Below are 26,947 nucleotides of genomic sequence, written 5' to 3'. Positions count from 1 at the left end.
TAAATCGACCGTGCAAAAACAGACTTTATTAGTAGCTAGTCTCTTGTTGGTGCCAGCGCTCGCTACCATCAAAATGCCAGTTGTCCAAGCGGCTCCACTGGTAGCCCAAGGCAGTCAACAGCAGGTGAGCGAACTGCTGCGGCAGGGGCGTAAGTTGGTGGATGCGGGAGATATTGCTAAAGCCTTGACAATTTATCAACAAGCTGCGGATCTCGATCGCGAAAATGCCCGTATCTTCTCCGCCATCGGCTATTTACAAGCAGTTCAGGGCAACTACCGAGAAGCCACTAAAGCTTATCAACAGGCTGTCACCCTCGAACCGAAGAATGCTGATTTTCAGTATGCATTGGGGTACGCTCTCGCGAATCTTGGAGACAATGCCAGTGCCGCAGCCGCCTACCAGCGTGCTGCCCAGATCGACAACAAGAACCTGAATGCCTATCTAGGATTAGGGGTGGTATTACAGCGTCTAAAAGATTATCAAGGCGCAATGCAAGCCTATGAAACTGCCCTCCAGCTCGATCCGAAAAATCTACAAGCTTATGAATTTATCGGCTCCGCCTTCCTGAAGCAGGGGCGTCCCGCAGAAGCGATTCAAGCGCTCCAACAGGCTGTTGCTCTCGCCCCAAATGACAGCGGCGTGCAGTTGAACTTGGGAGACGCCTACATGAAGCAAGGCAACGTCACGGCTGGGATGGCGGCTTTAGAACGGGCAGCCAAGATTGAACCTCGCAATGCTCAGATTAGCCTCCAAATTGGCAAAATTTTGCAAACCGGGAATAATCTGGATGATGCCTTAAAGGCTTATCAACAGGCAGTGAAGATCAAACCCGATCTCGTGGAAGCTCAGACAGCGATCGCTGATATTTTGCTGAAGCAGCAGGACTACCTCATGGCAATTGTTGCCTATCGGCGGCTGGTAGAAATGTCGCCGGAAAATGCACAAGCTTACTACAATCTGGGAGTGGCGTTAAGAAAGCGAGAAAGGGTACCGGAAGCGATCGCAGCTTTTGAGCAAGCCCGCGACCTTTACCAGCGTCAAGGTCAGAAGGAAGGCTCTCAGAGAGCGACTTCCGCCCTTAGAGAGCTTCAAAAAGACAAAGGCTAAGGGCAAATGGCGAATAACTGATGGATAGTTTCTTAAAAACTTATTAAGAGTCTCGGCTTGTGGAAATTTCTGCGGATAAGTTGGACTGCAAGATACCTCCTAACTGCGTCCTCAGCCCCATTGATGTCAGAACAATTTAGAGCATCTAATGGGGCTTCCGTATTTTCAATTTTGATTTTCGACTTTAGATTTTGGATGATTAGGCTGGGGTTGAGCAACGGATAGATTTTGGTTGTTCGCTCGTAGAACTTGCGCTTAAATCTAAAATTTTGACCAAAGCATCAACACTCGCATCCGATAAATCCGCCAGGGAAACCACCCGCTCTAAATTGGGAAAGCAGCGACGGATAGCGTGGTTGTAGCTCGGATCGTAGTGGCACTCAAGCAAGTCTCTCACCAATCTTTCCCACTGTTGGGTATCAATGAGCTGGTACCATTCTTGGAGTTTTTCCCAGCCATAGCGAGATTTCAGTCTGTGCAACTTCGCTTTCAAAACCGCCGGGTGGGCGATTAAGTGAGGATATTCCTGCAAAAGCCACTGAATTCTAGCTTCTACAGGCATCTCAATTTCCACACAGCTCGCTTGTTTCATCTGTTGCCAGAGAGATGGGGGCACATAAATGCGCCCAATTTTATTACTCTCCGCTTCCACCCATACGGGAAAGCTAGGATCGAGGCTTTGCAACTGTTGCAGTAGCAGGGATTCAAAGTGTTTTTGGGATGGCTGAGGCTGGGGATGGGTTTTTGGTAATTGTCCCTCAGCTCCAGATGCGATCGCCCTTGTTTCTACAAGCTGCTCCTCAGCGCCACTCCCACTCTCCCACTCTTCACCCAGGAGAGAACCGCGATGGTTTGCCAAACCTTCCAGATCCAGCACCTGAATGCCAAACTCAGCCAGACGGCGCAAAATGTGGGTTTTACCGCTGCCAGTCATTCCAGATAATATCCGGAAGTTAAAGCGTTCTGGGAGGGCTTGCAGTTGCTCGCGTACCAAGGAACGATAGGTTTTGTAGCCCCCTTCGAGGACAGTGACTTGCCAACCAATTTGACTCAAGACGGTTGCCAAACTGTTAGAACGCTGTCCTCCCCGCCAGCAGTACACGAGGGGATGATAGTCTTTGTCTTTTTCGGCAAAGTGATGGGTGAGGTGACGGGAAATATTTTGAGCAACTAAGGTCGCTCCTAGTTTACGGGCAGTGAAAGGACAAACTTGTTTATAGAGCGTTCCGACTTTAGCGCGTTCCTCGTCATCCAGAACGGGCAGGTTAATGGCACTGGGTATCCGATCTTCAGCGAATTCGCTGGGTGAGCGGACATCAATAATTTCGCTGTAAGTTTCTGTCTCAGATAGCTGAGTATAATTGGGCGATCGCGGCATTGTTAAATATGAATGGCTAATTGCTGATGGCTAATTGAAGGATTGTTCAAGAGCCACTTTTCGATTAGCCACTCTTTGATTAGCCATTACCTCAACTCATACCATTTTAGGTTTGGGATAAGCGTTTGAGGGTTTGACCGCCTAGCATTCGGTCAGTTTCTTCCAGCAATGCGGGAATTTTGTCGGCGTGGGGACTATGGGTAAGACATTGGCGGAGGTCTAGTTCTCGAACCCGATCCGCTTTGGCTCCAGGAAACCAGTGGCTGGCGTTGCCCAGCAGGTTGTAGCGCATTTTAGCGTACTCGATCATATCGTAGGCGATCGCTAGATTTCTCAGCCACAAAATCACTTGGATATTTAGTCCCCCCGGCGTTGCTTCTGGCTTTGGTAAACCAACGTGCCAGGTTTTTACCCAGTCTTCCCCTAAGGTAGCGATCGCTTCTTTCTCTAAACGATGCAGAATTGGCACCAAAACCGCCTCTGCATTCTCTAATAGCGGCAAGGTCTTCAAGTGTTCGTCAAAGTCCTCTGGTCGTGACGCCCCCACACTAAGAGTATGCACCTGCGGATGACTCAGGCAGAACAAATCGTTAAACACGATTGGACTGAGGGGATAGCACAAATCCACCAATTTTTGTGGCGGTTTAAACAGCATTCCTCCTTTCTCGGAAGGACTGATAATAAAAACGCCCATATCGTGCCGAGAAGCTGCCTCAATGGCAGACCAGTTGAATTGATTGATGTAGTACCAGTGCAGGTTAACGTAGTCAAACTGGTTCGTCTCAATCGCCTTCACAATTACATCACTTGGCCCGTGCGTCGAGAAGCCAATAAACCGAACTTTGCCTTGCTCTTGTAGCTGTCGCGCTACCTCCAAACAGCCGCCCGGTTTAATGCTGTCGTGCAGCAACTCATCGGTATTGACACCGTGTAGCGACAGCAAATCAACGTAATCTAGCTTTAAGTAAGCTAGGGACTTCTCAAATTCTTGGCGAAATTCTTTAGCGTCCGCTTTAGGGCTGATTTTCGTCTGGACAATCAGTTTTTCGCGGGGAAAAGTCGGCAAAATTCGCCCTAACTGCATCTCAGAGGTGCCGTAGCCACGAGCAGTTTCAATATGATTGATTCCGACTTCTAAGGCTCGGCGAATCGTTGCTTCTACATTCCGTTGATTATCGCGGGGAACTCGCCATCCGGGGACATCCTGCCACTTAAACTGATAGCGCATCCCCCCACAAGAAAACACGGGCATTTGTAATTCTGTACGCCCAAATCGCCGATACTGCATCTTTCTAAATACATAAGAAAACTGCTGAATTGTGCTTGTAGTTAAGCACAACTATTTTTAGGGTAATTGACTATGCTTGCAAACGTTGTTCGGGCTACCTTGCTATCTTTTTTACCAGCAACCCTGCTGCTGGCATCGAGTTCTGCGATCCTGGCTCAGAATAGCCCCCGTCCTGAAGGAGCCATGAATTGGGTAGGTGCATCGAATGGAGACATCCCCCCCAATGCCGTGATTGGTGGATCTGAATCGGGGCGTCGTTTGTACATCTGTCGCGCCGAATATAACGGTGGCGTGCATCCGGGAAAAGTTGTTGCCAACAATTGTAATTTTGGTTGGGGTGGAGAGGAAATTCTCGCCCCTTTCTATGAAGTTTTAACCGCGCCCCGAAACGTTCGGATTGTTTGGATAGAAGCATCGAACGGACGGGTGCCAGCGGGAGCGATCGCGGGTGGGATAGAAGCAGATCGAGATCTATTTATCTGTCGGGCTTCTCACAATAAAGGCGTCCATCCTGGGAAAATTGTCGGTAGCCATTGCAATATCAGTTGGGGCGGACAGGAGATTCTCAAGCGCAACTATCAGGTAGCCGTGCTTAGGAGAAATCGTTAAAAATCCGAGTTTAAGCTGGTGCGATCGCTACAGTTGAACGTAAACCCAAAAACGCCTGAAACTCAGGATAGGGTCGGATTTTGTCTCGCACGGGAAAAGAGACAAAATCCAGGTAGAGAGCAGATTAGTAATTTTGCTCGGAGGCTCGCAAAAGAAGATTAAGCTTCTCGCACAATGGGCTTCCCATCTACCACTTCGCCCACTAAAACTAAATCTGTGACGCCCACAAATAAACCATTTTCCAAAACGCCAGGAATATTATTAAGCGTCTTTTCCAGTTCTCCAGGATTATCGAGGGTGTCAAACTTTACATCAATGACCAGATTGCCTTGATCCGTGACAACGGGACCCGCTTTTTTGACGCCCATCCGCAGTTCTGGCTTCCCGCCTAGCTTTTCGATCGCCCGCATCACGGGTGTTATCGCCATCGGAATTACCTCGACTGGCACGCGGAAGGTGGAACCCAGCTTGTCAACCAGCTTGGAACTATCGACCACGACGATAAACTGCTCTGCCAAACAATCTACTATCTTTTCCTGGGTGTGGGCAGCACCGCCCCCCTTAATCAAATTGTGCTGCGGATCGACTTCATCGGCTCCATCAATGGCAATATCAATCCGATCGGCTTCATCCAGGGTGGTTAAGGGAATTCCGTACTGTTTAGCCAGCACGGATGCTTGAAATGAGGTGGGGATACCTTTGATGTCTTTGAGGTCGCCAGACTTCAAGCGATCGCCCAAAGATTCAATTGCATAAGCAGTCGTCGATCCGGTGCCCAGTCCCACTATCATCCCCGACTGGACGCGGGCGGCGGCGGCTTTCCCGACTTCCTGCTTCATCACCTTAACGGGATCTTGTTCTGCACTCATTCTTAAAACTCCTGGCGATATTGACAACTTAGCTCTGTAGGCTAGGATCGCTTAGCAATACTACTCGGTTCACTTTTCCCCATGCCTCTCCACCTCGGTTTAAACCACTCCTAAAAGACGAGTGTTTTTAGCGACTAGGAGAGTCCAACCCCCCTTCTCTCCGCGAGAAGGGGGGTGTGAGGGGTTTGCTCCGCTCCGAAAAGTATGCGATCGCGTAAACCTAAACCAACTCAGCTGCAACAGTCAGTCTACTATCTGGAGTTCCCTTCCTATGACTCAGGGTGAAAATTTTTCTCAGGAAGATTATCAACACGACTCAAATCTGACTCCAGAAGCACACCATCAAAAAAATCAGGGTGAGCAAACAAGCACTACACGCAAAGCCTTATTGCTGTTTGAAGAAGGATTAAAATTAGCCGAAATAGGAAAGTATAAAGAGGCTGTTGCTCATTATCAAGAGGCTTTAGGTCTTCAACCGGATTCTGATAAAATTTTATACAACTATGGACTTTCCTTATTTTATTTAAGCCGCTACAACGAAGCTGTTAGTTGCTACGACAAAGCGATAAAGTTAAATCCAGATTATTCCGAAGCTTGGAGCGATCGCGCCCATGCACTGATCATGTTAAATCGTGGGAAAGAAGCACTAGCGAGTTGCGAACAGGCTTTGCAAATTCAACCAGAATCTTATCAAGCCTGGTACAAGCGAGGCTGGGTGCTGAGTAAGTTAAATCGCCGCAAAGAAGCGATCGCTAGCTGCGATAAAGCTTTAGAGATTAATCCAAACGGCTATGAAGCCTGGTGTACCCGTGGGGCTGTGCTACCTTTACCAAAACGCCGCCAAGAAGCACTTTCCAATTTTGAAAAATCTTTGGAAATCAATCCAGCCTACCAGCGAGCTTGGTACAATCGGGGTTCATTACTGGTAAATTTAGGGCGGAATGAAGAAGCACTGGCTAGCTTTGAAAAAGCTACTACAATTCAACCAGATTGTCAAGAATTTTGGTTTCCTCAAGCCTGGTACGGTCGAGGCTTTATCCTGGCAAAATTACATCGCTATCAAGAAGCGATCGCTAGCTTTGAGAAAGCCTTACAACTTAAGCCAGAATATGCGTCGGCTGCATTCTATAAACTCATCTGCTTGCTCATAACAGGTAAAATTTTTCCGCATTTATTAAATTCTGAAAAAAGGACTCACCTATTTAACGATCTAAAAATTATTGTCAATGCGTTTAAGTATCAGTTTTTATTTATTGCAACATTTATTTTTGTCATCAGTTCTGCTCAATCGCCTTGGGCAACAAATTTTAAGCAAATATTTTCTACGTTATTTTCGGTTGCAATTATTTGGTTTATCTTAGGGGATATTTGGAAAAACAAGTCCCAATTAAGTTGGGTATTAGCAATTTATTTTAAAAGTGGGATTTTAAGTTATGTCCGGGCAGCTTTTATTCTTTTTGTTACCTTAACGACATTTGCAGTAGTAAACCCATACGTCCCCCAATTTATGCAATGGGGATGGGCTAGTGCGGTTTTCGGGAATTCTGGAAATATTATATTTCAACCGTTTGATACGATTAAAAGCATTCAACCTCCACCACCAGATAATATTAATTCTCAACTTCCCAGCCCCAGTGAAAGCTTACCGTCCGATGAAAAATTTGTAATTCAACCCAAGCAATCACCCGATGAAAAAGTTGGAACCGATGAAAAAGTTGTAACTCAACCCAAGCAATCACCCAATGCAAATGTTGCAACTCAACCTCGCCCGATACCCAATGAAAAGGCTGCAAATAAGACTTATAAAGCAGTACCGACAAACAGTACGACTCAGAAACTCCCTTTTGATTACACAAAAGTTTTGATGGTTGTTTTTTGGATATGTTTAATTTTAATGGTTCCGTTTTGGGCTGGATTGGAGGAAAAGATTTTTCGTCAAGGTGCTAACACCTGGAAGCAGATAATCGGGAATTCTACAGCTTTTGGTTTAGTCCATATCACCGTAGGAATTCCTATTTATGCAGGTTTTCTGCTGATTATTCCAGGTTTCTTATTTGCTTGCCGCTATAAATTTGTACATGACCAGTCTTTCAAAAAAAATAATAATGAAGAAATAGCTCAGGAAGCAGGAGTTCAGGCAAGTACAGCCGATCATGCAATCTACAATGCAATCCTGATCACTTTTTTGGTTTTTGTAATGTTAACTGCATAATTCATATAAGGATGCGATCGCGTCCTATCTTCTCCTATTACTCACCTAATGCCGCGCCAGCAGTATTCCCGGTTATGGAAGCGATGCACTAAGCTAGCACTTCCAGCAGCAGGGACGAAAGTCGCATTCGTCTGTCCACAACAGACTTCTTGACTTACAAAGCATACCCGACGGCTGTAAGCGTATCAAAGCAACCTTTGGCTGTACTTCAAACAAAGTCCGCGCAGGCAGACGATATAGCAGTTCTCATTAAGCGTGCAATCCACCCGGAACCCTACCCCATGCCTATTTCCGCTTTTCGGTCAAAGGCAGGGGGATTAAACTTTGCTGCATCCAAACAAGAATCCCTATATATAAAGATTCACTGAAGCAGGCTTAGTTTGTATAGCTCTATGCTTGAGTCTGTTAGCATGAGCGAAGCATCTGGGAAAGAGCGACACGTTAGCGATTCTCTGTCGTGATAGCTTCGCTTCACGCGCAGCATGAAGCGAACTTATGGCGGTTCTCTCTCCTAGTGTGCCGATTTACAAGAAACCTCCCTGTACTAAATGAAACTTTTGAGTGCCTATATCAAGGTATTGCCCGATTACGGCATGATTTTGTAGGAACATCTCCTGTGGGTTCGCAGAGGATGGCAAAGTTTTGCCTAAAACGGCTCATGGCAATTTGAGCGCAGCCTATAAGCACATAATGTTTACTACGAGCTTCCCATTTTTTGAAAACTAACCTATAGTACCGTTGGGAATACCTCTTACGCCCTCAGGCAGAAGACAGTTTCAATGGATACAGGGTATTTCCTGGTTTGATATATCTTTATTCCTTAGAAAAAAATATTGGTAGTCTCTGCTGTAATGTCACAGATTCATCCGCTTAATCTGGTTATCCAACCTGATGACAAGGAAACTAGCTGCTGTCTTTCCAGCATTGGGTTTCAGGAGCTTCCTGCCATGCCTCAGCTTCTCTATCAAACTGTAAATAATCGTGAACTGGTTAGTATTTTCGTCAAGATCAGCCAAGTCCTTTCAGAAACCAGTCAAGCTTCCTCACGCTTTTTTCTAACGCGAACCGAGCAAAAGGATTCTTCTATTGAGACATCGTCACGCGATTATCAAAATTTACTAGGAGATTTTTTAAAAGCGCAACCGATTAGTACGATTACCCAGGCGGTTAAATATGCTTGGTTTTTTCAGATTTTAGCGAAGCAGCAAATATTTTTTCACTATCAGCCTATTTTCAATTTATCAACCGGCGAAATAATTGCTTATGAATGTTTGGCACGCGCCAAAGACGAACGCGAAGGACACTTCAGCGGTTATCAATTAATTGAAGCAGCCCTTTCGACAAAATTGGCTTACGAGTTTGATGAACTGGCTCGGACAATTTGTTTACAATCAATTGCTAACACCAAGAGTCATCAAACATTTTTTATTAATATCTTACCCAATGTAATCAGCAAAGATCCTGCATCCTTAGAGCAGAACATCAAATTAATTCTCGACCTGGGATTACAGCCCGAACAAATTGTATTTGAATTAACCGAAGTAGAAGCGCTGGTCAGCTGTCCAAAACTCTTGAAAACCATTAATCGCCTAAGAGAACGGGGGTTTGGAGTTGCTGTAGATGATTTGTGCGCCTGTGTTTCGCCTGACAACTACTTCATGGAGTTTTGCCCCGATTTGATCAAGATAGATCGGCGATTGGTACATGGTTGCAGCCAGCATTCTCTCAAGCAGGTGATGCTCAAAAGTTTAGTGAATTCTGCTCATAACTTGGGAATTCGAGTTGTCGCTGAGGGACTTGAAGACAGGGAAGATGTTGAATTTTGCCGCGATTTAGGGGCAGATTACGGGCAGGGATTTGGCTTAGCAATGCCACAGGTAACTTTGCAGCAGCAACGGCTCGATTTTGTGAAGTCGTCGCTCAGGATTTTGTCTTACACAGATCCCTGCACCTGTTAAAACTAGATGCTGTAACCAGATGCTGTAAGATGCTTTCCTGGTACAACTGACTCTTATCTATGCAGCTTGAATTTATTCCAGTCGAAGAATTTTATTTCGCACTAACCTTAGCCGTCAAAACTTTGGAGGAAGTGGAGCAACCGGGTTTAATAGAACAAGTGCGATCGCGCCTCAACCTCAAATACGGTCAGCCTTCGACCGTTGCCGCAGCCACCCAGAATACGTTTAATTATGTATTTCGGGTTTTAGAGCTAGACAACAGCCCTGCAAGTCAGCTGATTGTCTCAGTAGCAGACTGGCAAGGCAAATTGCGTCTAAGCAGTGATTATGGCTGGACTCTCGATCAAGATCGCAAGCCCGTTCGCACCGAACGATTTAACCAGCGACCAGAATTTACCAAGCAGCTACGCAGCTACCTGCAAGACTGGTTGCAACTTCCTCTGAGTAATTAGCTTTTAGTTGCTTAGTCATTAGTCATTAACCTTTGACTAATGACTAACGACTAATTGCTTTGAGCAGCCAACAGTTCCTTCAGCTTCGCCAATTCGCCAGCCCAGCGGGGGTCGGGTTGAAAGGTATCTGATTCATTATTAGATGTTGTCCCTTCAGAGCGTCGCGACTTCTTGTTGCTGCCACCACGACGACCACCGCCGCCTGTGGGAGCGGGAGCGGGAGCGCCACCGCCGCCGCTAGCAGCTTTGTTGGGATCCTTAATAGGAGCTGGAGCTGCTGGGCGAGGTTCTTCTTCCCCTTCACCCTTAGCTCGTGGCAATGCCTTTTCTATTTTCAGCGGGCTTTCTTGGAACATCTGACCGTTGAACTTTTCAATAATTTCATCAGCCAGTTCATCCGTCTTCACAGTTACAAACGCAAAACCCCGACATTTGCCGGTTTTCCGGTCTTTAATCACCTTGGTGGAAACAGAATCGCTCATGTCCCCAAAAAGAGCTTGTAACTCCTGACGGTCTACTTCTTCTTTGGGCAGATTGCCTACATACAAACGGATAGACATGGAAAAATACCTCCAGACTCAATATCTTTAGACAAAAATTGCGATCGCGCACAAAGCGTATACTCGATTGGGCTGCTCGCACTAAACCCGCTCTTCGGTGACAGCTTCTCCCAATCAACCTTACGGCTTATTTGGAGATTTCTCGTTTCAGCGAGAGCCTTTTGGTCTACCCCAACTCCACAGCCTGATGGGATGACCGCCGCCTTTTTCTTCATTTTCCTGAAAACGTTTTCATCTCGATTAAGAGCCAATCCGTCATCAGAATAGAAAAACCATCTATCAGCCTGCGTCTTGAAAAATTCCGCCTCACAGCTAGAATCTTCTTGAATCGTGCCAGATGGATGTACTAGCCCATAGAAACGCCTTCCTGCAATCAACCCCTTAAACGCCGAATAGCGCTTCTTCCCGGCACCGATGAGCGCCAAGATAGACACGAATTTTTCCCATCCAGCACCCGTAACAAACTTTGCCAATTTGCTCCCGGCGAGTTTTTTGTTGATCAAGTCTCGATCGGCAACCACCATTAATTGCTTCAATAGCCAGTTGGCAACTTGTTGGTAAAAATTTTGACGCTGGTTTGCAACATTTAACGGTGACAATTCAATCTGCTGGACAGCTTTAACTCGATGCTTACTGCCCTGTTTCTGGCGAGACAACTGACGCTGTAACCGCTCAATCCGCTTCTGGGCTTTCCTATTGTATCGAGGGATTGCCACCTGCTCAACGCAGTTTTGTAATAGTTGAAAAAAAAGTCTTTTATCGGCTGGAAATAAAGAGTTTATTTTTTTAAAATTGCGCTTTTGGCTGCAAGAATCTAGCTTATCTCTAATTGATGCGATTGAACAACTGCTTTGGCAATAGCAGTTAGTATTACAACCTTTTTGTTTCCACCAGTTAAAGCGTTCAGCCAACCGATAATTGTACTGCCATCTGAGCGCTTCTATCCATTCCTCCATTGTAACTAACTGCTGCTGACTTGGGCGCAATCGATACTCATGGGCGATTCTCATTAGAGAATTGTATCCTAAATTACTGTAATCTTTGCACTCGACCTTTAGGGATATCGAGTGGTTTACAGCAGTATCGAGGCGAGACGTTTGCGATCGCTCCTAATTATTGCAAGATATTAACATTATTTTTAAAGGTATCACGGTCTCTGCTATGGGGCTAGTTTAAACAGCAGATTTCCGTCTTTAGCAGTATCTTCAGGCGTGAAGCACTCAACCTCCACCCCCAAGTGGATCGGTTCTCAAGATACTGCTTTGTGTTTTCGCCGGAACGGTTAAATAACTTCAAAGGTAATCGACATCGCCGCCATCTGAGTTGTATCTACGTTACTCACGCCTTGGGGAGAGTTTCCAGTGCCGCGCGTGCCTTCCGCGAGGTCATCCAGCAAATCGCCGACCACTTGAGTTGGCTCCGAAAGAGCTACGGGGCCTCTTGTATCCCGTGGTGCTAGGTTCCGCAACGCTTGCAGGGCTTTCCGCAGGGGCGTGCTACTGGCAACAATCAAGACTTCTGCGACTCCTTTGGGTTCTTGGGTGACAAGGTTAAATTGATCGTCAGTCCCAGGAATTTGTAGTGTTTGCCCAGCCTTCACCTGCGTAACATCATCGGTCGCCGTCCACTGATTCGGGAAGATTGCCGATATTTCTCCCGTTGGGTCAATGACTAGGACGCTGAAATAGAGGTCGCGCGGCTCGTTATTTGTAATCTGGAACTGCACCGACGTTCCAATTGGTAACTTGCGGGCATCTGAGGGAAGATTTCCTGAAGAATTATTGGAAGAAGTTTTTTGACCGAGACTGCGATCGCTACCGCGAACCGTGAAAGCACTAGCCAAAATTTCATTTTGACCGGCTCGATTCATCGAAGCATTGACTTTTAGGCGCGATGAATTGGTATTCAGAGTGAGTTTGACAATCCTGGCTGCTAGTAAAGATTTCAGTTTGGCTTGCAGGCGATTGATAGCATCGGCTACGGTTTCACCGGCAGTGCCAAAGGAGTCAGGAATCGGCTCCATCGCTGGCGAAAATAGACCTAAACTGCCCTCACTCTTCATCCTTCCAAAGATGTATTGCACCTCTTGCTGTTGTAAAGGTACAGCTTCAAGGCGCTTGATCGCTTGCAAAGCTTGCTTCGCCTGCGCGGTGTCGTTGCCTAAAGAGGGATCAAGACCAATTTTTAAAGTTACATCACTGGGAATCCCGCGAGTGCGTTCCTGCAACAGCGATCCGGGTTTGGCAGTTTTTAACAATTTGCCGCGTCCGATTAAGCCTTGACGAGATTCTAACTGCACGACTCCTTGTTCGCGCCCTTGGGAGTCTACTACGGTGAGAAGGGCATCTTGCTCAAAAGCCGCTAAACTTTGGGGGTTAAGTCCGCCCAGCCATAATTGAGCTTGGTTGCCTTCTACTTTAGTGATCACAGCTTCCGCTGGAGGCGTTTGTTGACCAATAAAGTACATCGGTTGCTTGAGATTATTGCTGCCTGGTTTTGCCTCAAATTCAGGGTTTTGACGAGATGACATCCGTGTAGTGTTACGACCAATATTGGGGAGGGCGCTGGCAAAAGATTCGCTGCCAGTTTGTTGCCACAGATATTGAGTCATTAAATAAGTAAAAGCACCGGCATAAAAGTCGCTAAAGGGGGCATCTGCGGCATACTGTTCCCGCTTGGCGGAGGCGATGACGACACCTTTGGCGACACCCTCGCGACGGCGGCGCACAAATTCAGCAGGTGAAAGATTCAGGCGAGAGAGCCATTGTTCCTGATATTCTATTTCGGCGGGAACTGGTTGAAGTTGGGAACCCCCATCACGCGATCGCACGACTAAATTCCCCCGTTTGCCGCCACCTGAGTGACAGCTATCCAGCACTGCGGTAACGTTCTCTGTCTTCAGGGCATCCATCAATAAAAATAAGGTGTGCCCCATGATGTCCTCGACAACGCCTCTTTCATTGGGAAATCCGGTAGGCAGCGCACTATCGATGGGCACAAAGGTACTATTAAGACACTTCCCTGTCGGGTCTTTGAAGTCGCAGTCGGGATCGGTTACTTGGGAACCATGCCCTGAGAAGTGAAAGACCACGACATCCCCGGCTTTAGCTTGTTTAATCAGGTGTTCTTCAAAGGCATTTAGAATGCCCTTGCGGGTCGCTTGCCCATCAGTCAAGAGCAGAATGTCTTTCGGATTAAAGCCAAATCGGTGAATCAGCAGTTGTTGCTGCAACTCGACATCAGTGACGCATCCTCGCAACGGTGCTGTTGGATAGGCATTAATCCCCACCAGCAAGGCAAGTTTGCGAGGTGTTCCTTGAGCGATCGCACGACTAAAGCGATCTCCTTGCTGCATAATCTCCAGCTGGCTCAAACCCAGCGTTGCCAAAGTCGATCCAGCAAACTGCAAAAACTGACGACGCTTAATGTAAGGCATAATCACTTCTAACTAGATTGGTGTTACTGTCTTAACTCAAAACTCAAAATTTTTTAAAGTCCATTTCCTATCAAAATGAACGGTGCCCAATAGTAAGGATGGTCAAATTTTGACTCAGCACCGAGAGGATTTTTGCTTCTAGAATTGGGTATTGCTTCAACATTAATACTGCCGCGACTATCAACATTATTAGGCGCTGGGGTTGAGAAATCACTGTGCAGCAAGCCCAGTTGAGATTGGCGAAGGGCTGTAGCTTTTGTTATGGGTGTCTGTTGCGTACTTTGAGCTAAATAGCTGTAGAATTTTTGCATCAGCTGACTGGTGCTGCGATCGTCCACCAGCCACAAGGAAGCGATTACTGCCTTGGTTCCAGCATTGAGGAAATAGTAGCTGATGCCAGCAATCTCTACACCGTCTTGGTCTGGCCCACCCAGTGCCGTTTCGCAAGCTGATAGCACAACCAAATGAACATTGCCCAAATCTTGTAAAGTTTGAATCTGAGAAATTGTTAATTTCTCACCCGTACCTAATAGCAGAAATGAATCGTCTGGGCGTCCTGGCACAAATTGACCGTGGGTAGCAATATGCAAAATCTGATGACCTGTCAGATTATCTCGCAAGGTAGGAAAATCAAAAGCATTGTTGAGAAATTCGTTTCCCGGATAAATTCCTGTTGTGTCGTTTGGTTTCTTTTGCACGATTGCATCTAATTCTGCTGGGACATTGGGCAGGGAATTAAAGCCAGCAACTGCATGAGATAGCCCTAACGCTAGAACGGAGGTATTTTGAATGCCAGGAGGAAGGCGATCGCGTACATCTGTTAAGTCAGCAGATAGCACCGTAGAAACGGAGTAGTTCTCAATTAAATATTTTTCGCCATCAAACAATGCACTAATGGGAATGTAGCGAGTAACCCGATCCATCGAAAAAACTAAATTTTGAATTTTATTCCCTTTAAGTTCGGGTTCAATCGGTTTAATGAGCCAGTCGTAGAGTTGTTTACCCGTCGCCTTGACTTCGGCAATGTCAGACCGGGAATCTTCTACTAACTGGCGGAATTTTAAAACAGATTCGCCTAATTGCCGTTGCGTCACGGGAACTTCCAGGCTTTTAACAATACCTCCTTTCGATGCCCATAGCAGCCAAATTTTGTCCTTGAGTACGAAGGGATAAATCAGCACGGTACCTGGTTGAGATTCGACGATTTCTTTAGCTTTACTAAGTTTATTGGGGTCAAAAAATGCATCATCTTGAGCGCGACGGCTGCGGATTTCTTTTTGAATAGTTTCAATTGTCTGATTATATTGTTCGGTCAAAGCCTGAAGCCGATCGTTGAATTGGCTCAATTGGCTGCACCGATTCTGCTTGCACTGTTCAACTTGTTGCCCAAAAGCGATTAAGGTTCCATTTTCTTTGAGAATCTTTTCTTCAATGGGATTTAAGGCGATTCCTGAAGTTTTATCCCCAGCTCTCGCATTTTTTGTATAGTTGGGTAATTCTTGGATTTTCAATAGTTCTAACACCTGTTGAGCTTCTAAAATTCGCCCTTGGGACAGTAACAAGTTAGTGAAGGCGCGATAGGTGTCGGCAATGGTTTGAGTATAGGATTCCTGTTGCTCTCGTGGCAGCACTCGTAAATCTTGGCGAATTACTTCTGTGACATTCACGGCTTGCTTGTAGAAAGCGATCGCTAATTCTGGCTGATTCTGTTTCTCTAACAAAAAACCCATATTGCCAAGCGCAATTCTTTCGCCTGTCTTATCGCCAATTTCTCTAGCAATTCCCAATGCTTGCTGAAAAAACTCTAACGCTTGGGGATACTGTTCTAACTGGTTGTAAACTCCCCCAATGTTATTAAGAGTCGCCCCAACGCCAGCCCGATCGCCAACGGTTTGACGAATCGCTAAAGCTTGCTGAAAGAACTCCAGCGCCTGGGGATACTGTCCCAACTGATTAGAAACGACTCCGATATTGTTGAGGGTGACTCCCTCACCCGCCTTGTCGCCAATTTCTTTGAGAATCTCCACCGCCTGCTGATAGAGTTTCAACGCTTCGGGATATTGACCCAAATTGCGGTAGGTTTCTCCAAGATTGTTGAGAGTCGTTCCCTCGCCTGCCTTATCGCCGATTTCTCGACGAATCTCCAAAGCTTGCTTGAAGAATGCGAGTGCCTGAGAATACTGCCCTAAATTTTCGTATACTCCTCCAATGCTGTTGAGGGTATTTCCTTCACCCGCGCGGTTGCCAATAGTTCTGCGGTTAGCTAAAGCTTGTTGATAGAATTCCAGTGCTTGGGGATACTGACCTAAACTATCGTAAACTCCCCCCATGTTGCTGAGCGTGCGCCCCTCACCAGCTTTGTCACCGATGGTTCTAGCAATCTCTAATGCCTGCTGATACAATTCCAGTGCTTGGGAATACTCGCCCATGCTGTAGTACACTCCCCCAATGTTATTGAGAGTCGCCCCCACACCTGCCTTGTCGCCGATGGTTTTAAGAATTCTCGACGCTTGCTGGTAAGACTCCAACGCTTTTGGATACTGCCCCAGACTGTCATAAACTGCCCCGATACCAATGAGGGTGCGCCCTTCACCTGTCTTGTCACCGATCTCTTGGCTAATTGCTAAAGCTTGCTGATAATATTCCAGAGCTTGAGGATAGTTGCCTAAGCTGCGATAAACAACACCAATGTTGTAAAGGTTACGCCCTTCATTGGCGGGATTGCCGATATCTCGGCTGATTGCTAAAGCTTGTTGATGGACTTCTAGGGCTTGAGGATACCTGCCTAGCTTGCGATAAGTGATGCCCAAGTTATTTAGAGTGCGGACTTCACCCAAGCGATCGCCAATATCCCTAAGAATTTTTAAAGCTTGTTGTTGAAACTCTATCGCCTTTTGATACTGTCCCTGACTGTCATAAACTCCACCAATCGTATTCAGAGTTCTACCTTCGCCTAGCTTGTCATCTGCTGCTTTCGCCGTTTCCAAAGCTTGCTGGAGGAACTCTAGTGCTTGCGGATATTGTCCCTGCCCGCTATAAACAATACCAATGTTATAGAGAGTATTGCCTTTGCCTACCTTGTCGTCTGTTGTTTTCAGAATTCCCAACGCTTGTTGTAGAATCTCCATTACTTTAGGAAACTGTCCTAACTCGCGGTAAGTAGCACCAATTTCTGTTAACGTCCGTCCTTCGCCTACCTTGTCGCGCGCTTCTTTGCGGAATGACAGTGCTTGCTGTAAGCTTTCTAAAGCTTTGGCGTATTGACTCAAGCCGTTGTACACTTCCCCCAGGCTAGTAAGTGCTTCCCCAACCCCTGGTTTATCGCCAATTCTTTTGCGAATTTCCAGAACTCTTTCTAGGGTTTGCAGAGCTTCTTTAAACTGGCTGTTACGAAATTGCTGAATGCCTAGTTGAAACAGCCGATCTGCCTCAGTTTTTTGCTCTTGTCGAGAGGCGATAAACCGCATTTTTTTTGCCGGTTCCGCCAAAAATCCCGGTAAGGCTAAGGAGTTCGCTGCCACTGGGGAGAAGCAACCGAAAGATAAAAGTAAGGCTGTAGTAAAGCTAAGTTTCTGAACAGGGGGACGCATAAAAATACTGCTACACAAGCGGATTAGCTTTAATATCCTTCATCGCGTTTCTTTTGCGGTAAGTAATTGATATTTGCCAGTCTTACCAGTAAAAGGTTTATCCAATCGTCAGCGCGATCCTCCTCCTTGCGTCCCGCCAGGAACTGCAATTTCCGCAGGATTGTAAGCGCCACCTCTAAGCTGGGTTCCGCCCCCTGCCTGCCCTTTAGGTGTATTTAAAGCACCAGCAGGTTGAGAGATTGGTGGAGTGCTTTCCTGTGTTTGCTGCGGAAGTAAGGGTGCGGTAGCGATCGCCTCAAGTCCCACTGACTTCAACAAATCTTCCCAGGCTGTTGCTAGCGTAGAATCGTTAGGGCGAGAGCGACGTAGCTCAGCCAGAGTCGTCAGAGTCTCATACCAGATGCCAGCTTTTGCATAGATAACTGGACGCTCTTGGGGAGATGCTTGCTGTAATTGACTGGCAAGAGAGGCGCTTAATTCGTTGCGTCGAATCCAGCCTTCAACCGAAATATTACTCCCCCGGTCTTCAGGGTCGCAAAGCAGTGCTAAGGAAAAACGGTATGTTTTTCCAACTTGTAGCGATCGCGCATTTGCTTTTTCAGGGAGGCTAACGCTAACAACACCAGGATTTTGAGAAATCTTGAAAGTGGTCTCGTAAACAACCTGTTTTCCCTCTACATCCCATACCATCAACTCTGCTGCCTGCGGGATATTTTTAGGAATATAAAAGAAGAAGGTTGGGTATCCTGTAACCGTCACCCCAAAATTCTTACCAGGATTCTTGCCTGGTACCAATGCAGTTAGACGCTTTGCATCAACAATACAGGCGCTACTACCACGCGAGGCTCCTGGTTCTCGAATATTTGGAACTTCCTGCTCTGGAGGATTGTAAACGATACCCCTCAAAGGGAATCCTCCACCTTCCTGTCTATTCTGTGTTCTTGGCTCAAAAGAGACGAGATTGTTAGGAAGTCCTATAACACCCGTCAATTTGGCAAGATTCAAATTCACCCTGGTTAAGTTGGCATTGGTCAAGTTAGCACCAGACAAGTCAGCGCCACTTAAGTTGGCACCACTCAGGTTAGCTCCTCTCAAGTCGGCTGCAACCAATTTGGCACCAATCAGGTTGGCATCACTAAGATTGCAATTCAAGCATTTATTGGTTTCCAGCAACCGTTTAAGGTGTTCGGGATTTTCCGCTCTCACTGGCGTAGCGAACCAGAGAGCAGACAAAAGTCCAACGGCGGCTAGAATTCTTTGTTTCATTGCATTTGTTGCCTCTCCTAAGCGTTAAGCGCCTCTAGTATAGCCAATTGCCAAAGCATCAACTATCTGAGTTGGGCGTGTTATTATCCATTTCTAATCAGCATCAGAGGTACCCAATCGTAAGCAAGAAGGTGAGAAATTTTTCCCATCTCTTTTACCTTTACCAAGTACCTGAATTTTGATACTTTTTTAAAGTCCATTTCCTATCAAAATAAACGGTGCCCAATAATAGGGGTGAGAAAATTTTGAGCCGTTGCTGGGGGCTATCGGCGGTCGAGAGCCAGGTATTTGTTCCACAACAATGCCACCACGAGAATTGGTATTAGCTGCTGTTGAGACATTGCCTTGTAACAAATTGAGTTGAGCTTGGCGCAACGCTTCCGCTTTAGTCATCGCCTTTTCAGAGGTGCCGTTAGCTAAATTTTTATAAAATTGTTGCATCAAGAGACTGGTACTGCTATCGTCCACAAGCCACAGAGAAGCCATCACCGCTTTTGCACCCCGGTTTAAGAAGTGGTAAGCCATACTAGCAATTTCTATGCCGTCTTGACGGGGACCAGCCAAAGCGGTTTGGCAAGCTGACAGCACAACCAAATGAATGTTATTTAACCCGGTTAAAGTTTTTATCTGAGGAATCGTGAGTTGTTCGCCGGTTCCTAAGAGGATGTAAGATTTATCTGCGCTATCAGGAACAAATACCCCATGAGTCGCTAGGTGTAAAATTCTATAACTTTTCAAATTGTCTTGCAGAGTAGCAAAGTCAAAAGAACGGTTTAAAAACTTTTGGCCGGGATAAATTCCCTGATTATTTTTAGTTTCTTGACGCACAATCGCATCGATTTCAGCAGGCACATTTGGTAGAGAACCAAAACCAGGGACAGCATCAGATAATCCCATTGCCAAAACAGGGCTATTTTGAGTACCAACAGGTAGTTTATCGCGGGTGTCAGTATCTTCTGTCAATACATTGTAGATGGTGTATTTTTCAATTAGGTATTGTTTCCCGTCATAAAGAGCGCTCATCGGAATATAGCGCGTCACTCTATCGAGGGCAAAAACCAAGTTTTTCACCTGGTTATTCTTATTCTGAAGTTCCGCCTCTAAGTCTTTGATTAGCCAGTTATAAAGTTTTAGACTAACTGCTTGTATTTTAGTAGCTTCAGCAGAACCGCAATGAGCAGCGTTCTCGCACTCCTTCATTAAATCGCGGAACTCTTTGACCGTTTTTCCTAATTCATCTCTTCCGACGTTAACTTTAACGGTTTTGACCGCACCCCCTGGGGCATATAGTTGTAACCACAGTTCGTTTTCTAGCACCAAGGGATAAATCATCACTGTGCCTGGTTGCGCTTCGACAATCTCTTGAGCTTTTGCCAGTTTGTTTGGGTCAAAGAAAGCGTCATCTTTGGCACGGTTAGCGCGAATTTCTTGGTCAATCTTCTGCAATTGTTGGTCAAATTCAACAATCAGAGAGGTACGACGAGTAGTAAGCTCTTTAAGTTGACTACAGTTGGTACTTTCGCACTCATTAATTTGCCTTGCTAAGGCAATAATAGACTCGCTTTGAGCAGGAATCTTTGTCTCCGTTGGAGAGAGTGGAATATTAGGCTTATCCCCCGTAGCACTTCTAGGACTGATGGCTTCGCGAATTTCCTGCTCTCTCATCAGTTGTTGTACTTGTAGGGCTTCTTTATCCCGTCCTTGTGAGAGCAACAAAGCTGCTAACTGACGATAAATATCAGATACCTTCACCTTGTCGAAATCAACTGTTGCATCTAAGAAAGAGTTTTGTAACTCTTGTGGTAAGCCTTCGATACTGCGTCTGACTTCCTCAATTTTGTTAATCGATTGCTTGTAGTAAGTAATGGCAACACTTGACTGATTTAAATCTTGGTAGATACGCGCTAATCCTGAATAAATGAAAGCATCAGCGCCAGGAGCTTGATTATCGGTTGCGATCGCAAGTGCTTGTTGATATACCTCAATGGCTTCTTCTTGGCGTCTAAATTTGCGATGGATATGTCCAACCAGAGTAAGAGCTTGTTTTCCCCAAACTTTATTTTGGACTTTTCTAGTAAAATTCAACCAAGTTTGAGCGGCTTCCATTGCTTGTTTGTCATTACCCAATTGCCCGTAGCCAAGACTCAGCAATATATTAGCAAATGCTTGGATTTGCGGCTCTTTAATTTCTCCAGCAATTGCTAATCCTTCTTGAGCGGATTCAATGTTTTTTTGTGGATTTCCTTGGGCAAAATAGTTTTGGGCGATAAAAAGCAGCACAAGGCTTTCGTCAAAGCGATTTTTGAGTTGACGTAGTATGGGCAGTGCTTGTTGATAGAATTCGTTACTTTTTTGGTAATCCCCAAGCTCAGCATAAACAATCCCCAGAGAAGTTAGAGGTAAGGTCTGTGCTGCTGGAATATTAGTTTCACGGGCAATTTTCAAGCTTTGTTGAAGTGAATCCCATGTTTTCTGATATTCACCTAAATCTTTGTAGCGGTTACTCAACCGAGCTAAAGCATGGGATTCTAGCCTACGATTTTTTAATTCTCGCGCAATTGCTAATCCTTGCTCTACTAACTGTTTGCCTTCTGTGTATTTGCCAATAATTCCGTAAGAGTTTCCTAACTTGATTAGTAACTCTGCTTCTTGTTCGCGATTATTTATTTTCCTTGCCTGTGCTAAACTTGGCTCTGCAACTGCAATTACTTTTTGATATTCTCCCAAAGCCTCATACATTCCACTAAGAATAGTCGCCGCCGCTACTTCTCCAATGAAATCTTTGTTTTTGCGCGATATCTCCAAAGACGTTTGTCCTACTGCTATCCCCTGTTCGTATTCTCCTTGAACTCTGTAGGCGTCGCTGAGAGCATTTAAAGCTAGGGCTTCACGAGAAGTATTTTGCCTTTGTCGTGCTAAAGTTAAAGCTTGCTTGGCTGTTTCCACGGCTTTGGTAGTATCACCTAACAAGCCATAACTCTGGCTTAGGGACGTTAAAGCACTGATTTCATAGTTGTTCAGTTTTGCCTTTTGTACTACTGCCAACCTAGCTTGAGCAAACTCCACCGCTTTTTGATAGTTACCTTGGTTGGAGTAAATTTTTTCAAGAATATCCAAAGCATTCTGCTCTAGTTGGGGGTTTTCTAGCTGCTTGGCAATTGCTAAACATTGCTCAGCCGACTGCAATGCTAAGGGATAATTTCCCTGTTTGTTGTAAGCGCTGCTCAAGCTTGCCAGTGCCTCTGCTTCAAGGGAGGATTCTTTGATTTTCCGCGCAATGGTTAAGGCTTGCTGACTGACTTCAATGGCTTTCGGAACATTTTTGAGAGGTACATTGTATAAGAAAGCCAACCGCAGCAGCGCGTCTACTTCTAATTCAGGTTTACCCAGGGTTTGTGCACGCTTTAATAGCTGTTGCGCCCAATCAATAGCTTTGTCATATTCCCCAAGATTGCTGTAACTCAGGCTTAAGCCATCTAGGGCACTCGACTCTGTGCTTAACGCACTATCTTGTAAATTTGGCAATAGTTTAGCGATTTCGATTTGTCGCGCTGCGGCTAATGCTTGCTGGTAGGTTTCGACTGCCTTTTGATTTTCTCCAAGTACGTTATAGGTGCTGGCTAAAGTGAGTAAAACATCTGCCTCACCCCGTTTATTATTTTGCTGTCGTGCAATTTCGACTTGTCGCAACCTGATTTCAATATATTTGCGAGAGTCGTCCTGAGTATTGTAAATGCTAGCAAGCTGAGTCAGAGCTGAGTCTTCAATACCTAAATCCTTGGTTTCTCGCGCAATGCTCATCGCTTGTTGTAACACTTCAATCGCTTTTCGCTCTTCTTGAAAGAAGCTGTAAGCTGCTCCCAGATGAATTAAAGCACTTGCTTCTGATTTTGTTTTTTTCAATTCTCTGGCAAGGTTTAAAGCTTCCTGTGCCAACTCTATCACGCGAGAATACTCTGCTTTTGCTTGAGGATACACCCCTCTGTTGACAAATGATATGGCTGTTGAGCTATATATTCCACTTAACAAGATTAGGGTTTCTAGTTGAGCGGGTTTATCCTTGATTTCTCGGCGAATAGCTAATGATTTTTGAAGGAATTCAATGGCTTGCTCGTCTTTACCTTGCAAATAGTAAGAACTTCCGATTAGAGATAGAAAGTTAGACTCTTGGGGCTTATCTTGGGTTTCTCGTGTAATCGCCAGTCCTTGTTGATAGAATACGATCGCTTGCTCATATTGATTTTGACTAAAGTAAATATAGGCTATTCCAGAGAGAACATTGGCTTCTTGCGCTTTATTGGGAATGGCTTGCGCGATTGCCAGAGCTTGTTGCTTAAAGGCGCTCGCTTGCTCGTATTGCTTGAGACTGCTGTAAGCCTTCCCTATGAATAGAAGAATGCCAACTTCTTGGGACTTATTCTTTACTTCTCTAACAACAGGGAGGGATTGTTGGTAAAAAGCGATCGCTTGCTCATATTGTTTTTGATTAAAGTAAGAATCTCCCATTCCTTCGAGAATGCCAGCTTCTACTAGGTGAATTCCTACGGCTTGAATAAGAGGCAATGCTTGCTGATAAAATTGCAAAGCCTGGTCATACTTGTCTTGATTAAAGTAAGTTAAGCCGATCTGATAGAGAGTTTCCCCTTCACCTACACGGTTTTGCACTTCGCGGCTGAGGGCTAACGATTTCTCCAACCACTCCAAAGTACGAGGATACTCTTTCATGCCTCGATAGACTGTCCCCATTCGGCGCATAGTAATTCCTAGTAGAAATTTATCCCCTAATTCTTGTTGGATTGCCAGCGCTTGCTGTAAGCTTTCTAAGGCTTTGGGATATTGCTGAAGACCACCCGCGTAAAGCGTGCCAAGACTACTGAGGGTTTTACTTTCTCCTGCTTTGTCTTGTACTTCCCGACGAATCGCCAAAGCTTGTTGCAAGGTTTCTAAAGCTTTGTCATTTTGGTCATTCCAGAAATAACTCAAGCCAATATTATCTAGGGTTTCTCCTTCCCCTGTACGATCTTTTAATTCTCTGCGAATATCCAAAGCTTGCTGCAAAACATCTAAAGCTTTGTCAGGTTGCCGCAACCAGTAGTAAACCTCGCCGATGTTGTTCAGGGTTTGCCCAATTCCGGCTTTGTCATTCAGTTGTTGCTGTATTTCTAGCACCCGTTGATAGGTGGCGAGTGCCTTTGGGTATTGCCCTTGACGATACTGCTGTACGCCTTGTTGGAAAAGTCGGTCTGCTTCAGTTTTCCGGTCTGTAGAGGTTGGTACCTGTGCAAAAGCGCTTCCGGAAGGATGAAGGATGAAGGATGAAGGGTGAAGGGTGAGAAGCAGGCTAATCGTGAGAAGACTGACGTGATAGACGCGACGATGCATTGGGCAACTCCTCCACAAGCGGTTTAGCAGATGGCTGGCTTAGAAATTGGTCATTTCATCAGTAGAGAATCGGCAAAAGCCAGATGCTTTCTGAGGAAATCACGGTTGGCAAGCAGAAAATTTCTATGCTACTGGAAGAGATCCACGCTTGCGATCGCTCGTTACGGAAGAATCGCACTGAGAATAGCCCTCGCGCAGGAAGAAGAGTCATCTAACGATCTCAGGAGGCGATCGCGCTCAGTCTAGAGGTACAATCCTCTAGGTGTACTGAGGACGATAGGCAACGTGTCAGAAGAACCACAAACCTCGCCATCACTGCCACCTACGGGCGCGATTGAAAGCGTCTCTCTAACAGCTACGACAGAGAACTGGTTTGAATACCCAGTCAAGGCGCATCCTCACCATACTGACTATGCAGGGATTGTCTGGCATGGCTCCTATATTACCTGGATGGAAGAGGCGCGGGTGGAATGCCTGCGCTCAATTGGCATCGAATTTGCAGATTTAGTCGCTTTGGGATGCGATATGCCGGTTGTGGATCTTTCGGTGCGCTACCACCGCCCTCTGCGGATGGGAATGAGTGCGGTGCTGAAGACGCGCATGGCAGATACCGAGGGCGTCCGCATCAATTGGGATTATCAGATTCAATCTACGGATGGGCGAGAGTTGTACGTCACTGCCAAAGTCACATTAGTGGTAGTGGATCGAGAGAAGGGTAAGATTATGCGCCAGTTACCACCGACCATGAAAGATGCGTTAGCACGACTTTCGGCGGTTTAATCTAAATGGGTAAGCTTTTGTACCTAATGCTCCCTAAAATGTTAAGTCAATAGTTTTGATTGCAGGTAAAACCTTAATTGTGAAGTTATTTGTATACCACACGCCCGAACTGACGCCCTCCGACAGCGTACCAGAGTGCGCGATCGCCATCGATGTACTCCGCGCTACGACTACTATCGCCACCGCGCTGAATGCGGGTGCTGAGGCTGTCCAAGTCTTTAGCGATATGGGAACCTTGATGCAAGTCAGCGAACAGTGGCAAGCCGATCTCCGGTTGCGCGCTGGTGAACGAGGCGGTGCTAAAGTGTCTGGCTGCGATTTGGGCAATTCTCCTCTGGATTGTACGCCAGAGCGCGTACAGGGACGACGATTATTTATCAGTACTACGAATGGCACTCGCGCCCTAACGCGAGTACAGAAGGCTCCAGTGGTTCTGGCAGCAGCGTTAGTGAATCGTCAAGCGGTGGTAGAATACGTTCTCAGCAAGCAGCCAGAGACGGTTTGGCTGCTGGGATCGGGTTGGGAAGGTAGTTTTTCTCTGGAGGATACGGTGTGTGCAGGTGCGATCGCTCATTCTTTGCAAGAGAAAGGTTCGCTAGAAATAGGTAACGATGAAGGATGTGCCGCGATCGCTCTTTACCAGCAGTGGCAAAATAATTTACTAGAGTTGTTCCACCACGCCAGTCACGGTCAACGGCTGTTACGCCTCGATTGTCAAGAAGACCTGAAATATTGCTCCCAAACCGATATTTTAGATGTGCTGCCGATTCAACGAGACATTGGAGTGTTGGTTAAGAATATCTAAGCACGCCTTATTACTTTTCTCCGTCTGTGGAATGCAGTTTACTAAGCGAATACCAAGGGGAAATGTATTACTTATAAAGTCATGAAGCATCTAACTGGGTGGATTTGCGATCGCTCGATTAGATGCATCACTACCTTTAGAATTCAGCAGTTGTTTGATTTCATTCAAAATGATGTCTAACCCGGCATCTTTGGCTAAAAAAGCATCTGCTTCCGGACAGATTTCTCTACCAAACTCTAGCTCATTGGCACTAATAAAGCCGGTTGCTAAAACTAATAAGGGAGGATTTATAAAATCATTTTTGATATGATTGATGATCTCGCAACCATCCATGCCTTTTTCATAAGGAGCGGGGGGAATAGAAAAATCTATAATCAGTAAATCGTAACTTTCTATTTCTTGTAAAAAAGTAAAGACTGTTTTATAAATATGAACTTCAAAATCTTTTCGTAAAAATCGCTCGATAATCAAACACCAATTTTCATCATCATCCAATACACCTATCTTGTACATGGATTTTGATCCCTCTCTAATCAATAGCTGGGCGAAGCCCAAACCTAAAATGTATTTGCTCAGCTCAAAGCAATCTACTCTCAACGAAACTCATTCTTTATTCTCTATTATAGTTGGGACATAAACTCAATTAAATAAACGGGGTGGGCATGAGTTGGGCAATCATTTCTTTCAACAAGGCTACGCCATCAGAGTAGGGGAAGAACAACTTTGCTCCCCTACTGTCAGTGGCAATTAGCAATGGGTTGAGCCTAAATTGAAAAGTAAAAACCCAACAAGCGTTCCATCACACAAGCCGCAATCCGCTCGGCGGATCCCGCTTCTCCCATGCGGCGGCGTCCATTCTCAGCAATCAGTTGCAGCCGATCGGGGTCGCGTAATAAATATTGCACAACCCCGGCGACTTTAGCGGGTTGTTCTACCAAAATCAGGGAGGGTCCTAGCAGGCGAGATTGAGCTTCGGCAAAGGCGCTCGTAAACTGAGGACCTTCTCCGGGGATCGCGATCGCGGGTTTCCCCAATCCGACAAACTGCTCGGTTGCCGTACCAGCCATTGCGATCGCTAAATCGGCTTGATTTAAGCAATCGTTATAAGCGTGCTGAGTCAGAATTAGAGTGCCATTTTCTTTCGTAAAAGTCAGTGCTTCTGGGTCAGAAATCGGTGAGGGAGAGAATTTCTCACTTTCTCCCGGTGCATTAGATTCTCGCCAATCCTGAGCTATAAGGGTTTGGCGCAAAGGA

18 protein-coding genes and 1 pseudogene are annotated in these 26,947 nt (G+C 45.8%); 7 read left to right on the top strand and 12 right to left on the bottom strand.

Annotation, left to right across the window (positions count from 1 at the left end):
• The first annotated feature begins 10 nt into the window (after positions 1 to 10).
• Entirely contained in the window at positions 11 to 1,108 is a 1,098-nt protein-coding gene (locus tag NDA06_RS14735) for a tetratricopeptide repeat protein (RefSeq protein WP_347277032.1), read from the top strand.
• A 199-nt stretch (positions 1,109 to 1,307) separates the two neighbouring features.
• On the opposite strand, the gene mnmH is transcribed toward NDA06_RS14735, so the two are convergent.
• The gene (mnmH, locus tag NDA06_RS14730; protein WP_190985919.1) at positions 1,308 to 2,486 is read right to left on the bottom strand and encodes a tRNA 2-selenouridine(34) synthase MnmH; all 1,179 of its coding nucleotides are present in this window, start codon (positions 2,484 to 2,486) and stop codon (positions 1,308 to 1,310) included.
• Positions 2,487 to 2,592: 106 nt separating this feature from the next.
• The gene (locus NDA06_RS14725) at positions 2,593 to 3,774 is read right to left on the bottom strand and encodes an aldo/keto reductase (RefSeq protein ID WP_190985920.1); all 1,182 of its coding nucleotides are present in this window, start codon (positions 3,772 to 3,774) and stop codon (positions 2,593 to 2,595) included.
• 72 nt (positions 3,775 to 3,846) lie between these two features.
• On the opposite strand from NDA06_RS14725, the gene NDA06_RS14720 reads away from it, so the two are divergent.
• On the top strand, positions 3,847 to 4,383 hold the full coding sequence (locus NDA06_RS14720; RefSeq protein ID WP_190985921.1) for a DUF3421 domain-containing protein: 537 nt from the start codon (positions 3,847 to 3,849) through the stop codon (positions 4,381 to 4,383).
• A gap of 158 nt (positions 4,384 to 4,541) precedes the next feature.
• On the opposite strand, the gene rpiA is transcribed toward NDA06_RS14720, so the two are convergent.
• Positions 4,542 to 5,252, bottom strand: coding sequence for a ribose-5-phosphate isomerase RpiA (gene rpiA / locus NDA06_RS14715; protein WP_190415094.1), 711 nt, complete (start codon positions 5,250 to 5,252; stop codon positions 4,542 to 4,544).
• Positions 5,253 to 5,523: 271 nt separating this feature from the next.
• Between rpiA and NDA06_RS14710 the strand changes: the two genes are divergently transcribed.
• From NDA06_RS14710 to NDA06_RS14700, 3 genes are all read left to right on the top strand, one after another.
• A complete protein-coding gene (locus NDA06_RS14710) occupies positions 5,524 to 7,464 on the top strand; it encodes a tetratricopeptide repeat protein (protein WP_190985922.1) in 1,941 nt (646 codons plus the stop codon).
• A 947-nt stretch (positions 7,465 to 8,411) separates the two neighbouring features.
• Positions 8,412 to 9,422: an EAL domain-containing protein gene (locus NDA06_RS14705; RefSeq protein ID WP_242031472.1), complete on the top strand. Its 1,011-nt coding sequence runs from the start codon at positions 8,412 to 8,414 to the stop codon at positions 9,420 to 9,422.
• A 59-nt stretch (positions 9,423 to 9,481) separates the two neighbouring features.
• Positions 9,482 to 9,874, top strand: a complete 393-nt coding sequence (locus NDA06_RS14700) for a hypothetical protein (protein WP_190985923.1) — start codon at positions 9,482 to 9,484, stop codon at positions 9,872 to 9,874.
• 50 nt (positions 9,875 to 9,924) lie between these two features.
• Here NDA06_RS14700 and NDA06_RS14695 read toward each other — a convergent pair whose 3' ends face one another.
• From NDA06_RS14695 to NDA06_RS14665, 7 genes are all read right to left on the bottom strand, one after another.
• Positions 9,925 to 10,434: an RNA-binding protein gene (locus NDA06_RS14695; RefSeq protein WP_190429814.1), complete on the bottom strand. Its 510-nt coding sequence runs from the start codon at positions 10,432 to 10,434 to the stop codon at positions 9,925 to 9,927.
• Entirely contained in the window at positions 10,413 to 11,150 is a 738-nt protein-coding gene (locus tag NDA06_RS14690) for a transposase (protein ID WP_242047457.1), read from the bottom strand. Before NDA06_RS14690 ends, NDA06_RS14695 begins: the two co-directional genes overlap by 22 nt.
• 566 nt (positions 11,151 to 11,716) lie before the next feature.
• Positions 11,717 to 13,870: a caspase family protein gene (locus NDA06_RS14685; RefSeq protein WP_190985925.1), complete on the bottom strand. Its 2,154-nt coding sequence runs from the start codon at positions 13,868 to 13,870 to the stop codon at positions 11,717 to 11,719.
• Positions 13,871 to 13,923: 53 nt separating this feature from the next.
• Positions 13,924 to 17,460, bottom strand: coding sequence for a tetratricopeptide repeat protein (locus tag NDA06_RS14680; protein WP_190985926.1), 3,537 nt, complete (start codon positions 17,458 to 17,460; stop codon positions 13,924 to 13,926).
• Positions 17,461 to 17,568: 108 nt separating this feature from the next.
• Positions 17,569 to 18,726, bottom strand: coding sequence for a DUF928 domain-containing protein (locus NDA06_RS14675; RefSeq protein ID WP_190985927.1), 1,158 nt, complete (start codon positions 18,724 to 18,726; stop codon positions 17,569 to 17,571).
• Between the two features lie 189 nt (positions 18,727 to 18,915).
• The gene (locus NDA06_RS14670) at positions 18,916 to 24,108 is read right to left on the bottom strand and encodes a tetratricopeptide repeat protein (protein WP_348251760.1); all 5,193 of its coding nucleotides are present in this window, start codon (positions 24,106 to 24,108) and stop codon (positions 18,916 to 18,918) included.
• Between the two features lie 58 nt (positions 24,109 to 24,166).
• On the bottom strand, positions 24,167 to 24,319 hold the full coding sequence (locus NDA06_RS14665) for a hypothetical protein (protein ID WP_190986996.1): 153 nt from the start codon (positions 24,317 to 24,319) through the stop codon (positions 24,167 to 24,169).
• Between the two features lie 74 nt (positions 24,320 to 24,393).
• Here NDA06_RS14665 and NDA06_RS14660 point away from each other — a divergent pair, with 74 nt between their 5' ends.
• Complete coding sequence (locus NDA06_RS14660; RefSeq protein ID WP_190531567.1) at positions 24,394 to 24,888, top strand: thioesterase family protein; 495 nt, start codon at positions 24,394 to 24,396, stop codon at positions 24,886 to 24,888.
• A gap of 79 nt (positions 24,889 to 24,967) precedes the next feature.
• A complete protein-coding gene (locus NDA06_RS14655; protein ID WP_190415674.1) occupies positions 24,968 to 25,693 on the top strand; it encodes a 2-phosphosulfolactate phosphatase family protein in 726 nt (241 codons plus the stop codon).
• Positions 25,694 to 25,783: 90 nt separating this feature from the next.
• Here NDA06_RS14655 and NDA06_RS14650 read toward each other — a convergent pair whose 3' ends face one another.
• Positions 25,784 to 26,206, bottom strand: a complete 423-nt coding sequence (locus tag NDA06_RS14650) for a response regulator (protein WP_190986997.1) — start codon at positions 26,204 to 26,206, stop codon at positions 25,784 to 25,786.
• A gap of 251 nt (positions 26,207 to 26,457) precedes the next feature.
• Positions 26,458 to 26,947: pseudogene (locus NDA06_RS14645) on the bottom strand (hypothetical protein); the annotation flags it as partial.

Origin of the sequence: Trichocoleus sp. ST-U1, assembly GCF_039961835.1 — a bacterium.
Taxonomy (GTDB): Bacteria; Cyanobacteriota; Cyanobacteriia; order Cyanobacteriales; family FACHB-T130; genus FACHB-T130.
This window is presented reverse-complemented; position numbering and strand designations above follow the sequence as displayed.